This is a genomic window from Catenulispora pinistramenti (assembly GCF_018274385.1).
GTDB classification, from domain to species: domain Bacteria; phylum Actinomycetota; class Actinomycetes; order Streptomycetales; family Catenulisporaceae; genus Catenulispora; species Catenulispora pinistramenti.
This window is the reverse complement of sequence record NZ_JAAFYZ010000463.1, coordinates 1-1752: the sequence shown is the minus strand read 5'-3', so window position 1 is coordinate 1752 and position 1752 is coordinate 1. Positions and strand designations below refer to the sequence as shown.

At 75.3% G+C, this 1752-nt stretch carries 1 protein-coding gene; it reads left to right on the top strand.

Features of this window, described 5'->3' with window-relative positions; genetic code table 11:
* Positions 1–24: 24 nt before the first annotated feature.
* On the top strand, positions 25–1752 hold a 1728-nt coding region (locus KGQ19_RS52450; RefSeq protein ID WP_307856746.1), incomplete at its 3' end, for an ATP-binding cassette domain-containing protein.

Genomic DNA, 1752 nt, shown 5'->3' with positions numbered 1-1752 from the left:
GTGCGGCTGGGGGCTGGGGGTGCGGTGCCTGATGGGGGCCTGCCCGACGCGGCGCTGTCCGGCTCCGACCTGTCCGACGCTGCGGTCTGGGAAGCACTGCGATCAGCTGCGGCGGCGGACTTCGTGGCGGCCCTCCCCGGCGGCCTGCACGCGCGCATCGGCGAAGGCGGCCACGGCCTGTCCGCGGGCCAACGCCAACGCCTCGGCCTGGCCCGGGCCTTCCTGGCGGCCCGCCCGGTGGTTCTCCTCGACGAGCCGACCGCATCCCTGGACCCAGCGGCTGAAGCGGAGGTCGTCGCCAGCATCCGCCGCCTGGTCACCGGCCGCACCGCGATCGTCGTGGCCCACCGCGCGGCGCTGCTGGAAGTCGCGGATCGGGTGGTGGCACTCGGGCCCGCCGCCGACACGTACGCGACACACCCGGTTGACGCCCCGCCCACCCAGGGGGCGCACCGCCTCAATAAGAACAATCTTCGCAATTGTGAACCCTGTCAAGACCCCTCCGCCCAGACTCGCGCTCGAATTCGGCCAGATGAGCGACCGGACGACCGCGGCCGACTCGCCGCAGCCGCCCCGCCCACCGACCGCCGACCCACCGCGCGCCTCGCCCTGGCCGCGGCCCTCGGCGCCGCGGCCCTCGCTTCGGCGACCGGCCTCGCGGCGACCTCCGCGTGGCTCATCTCCCGCGCCTCGCAGCAGCCGCCGATCTTCGACCTCATGATCGCGATCACGGCGGTACGGGCGCTCGGCATCGGCCGCGCCGTGTTCCGCTACGCCGAGCGCCTGGTCACGCACGACGCCGCGTACCGCATCCTCGGCACCCTCCGCGCCCGCACCTACGACCGCCTCTGCCGCCAGGCGCCGGGCCGGCGGCGCGGCGAGTTGCTGGCACGCTTCGTCGCCGACGTGGACGCAGTGCAGGACCGCTACGTCCGCTTCCTGATCCCCGCACTCGCCGCGACGGCCGTGGGCACGCTGGCGGTGGCAGCACTCGCCGAAGCCCTCCCGAGCGTCGCGCTGATCACCGCCCTGGGCCTGCTCACGACCGGCATCGCGATCCCCCTCGCCGCCGCCCGCACATCCGCCACCGCGGATCGGCACGTGGCACCCGCCAAGGGCCACCTCACCACCGAATTCCACGACCTCCTGCGCGGTGCCCCCGACCTGCTCGCCGCCGACGCGGTCCCACCGCGCCTGGCCCGCGTCCAGGCGGCCGACCGCGACCTCACCGCCGCCGAACGCCGCTCAGCCGCCGCCCGAGGCCTCGGCACGGCCCTGACGACCCTCGCCACCGGCGCGACGGTCTGGGGCGCCGCCTACGCGGCTCTGGGAGCTGTCGACGCGGGTGGTCAGGCCACTCAGCGAGCTGCTACCAATGCGAGCCAAGCTTCCGGCGCCGCTCACCGAGCCGCCGCCAACGCCGACCAAGCTTCCGACGCCGCGCACCAGCTCGGTGCGCCAGCCCTGCAAGCCGCCGCGCACCAAGCCGCCGCGCACCAAGCCGCCGCCCAACAAGCCGCGTCCGGCACTGTGCACCAAGTCGGCACCACGGCTCTGCAAGCCGCGCACCAAACCGCGTCCGCCACCGCCCACCACCTCCCGGCCACCCTCCTAGCCGTCCTCATCCTCACCCCGCTAGCCCTCCTCGAAGCCACCGCCGCGATGCCCCAGGCGCTCCAGCACCTGCGCCGCGCACGTGCCGCCGAGCGCCGCGTCCGCGAAGTCCTCGCCGCCCCCGACGCCGTCCGCGAG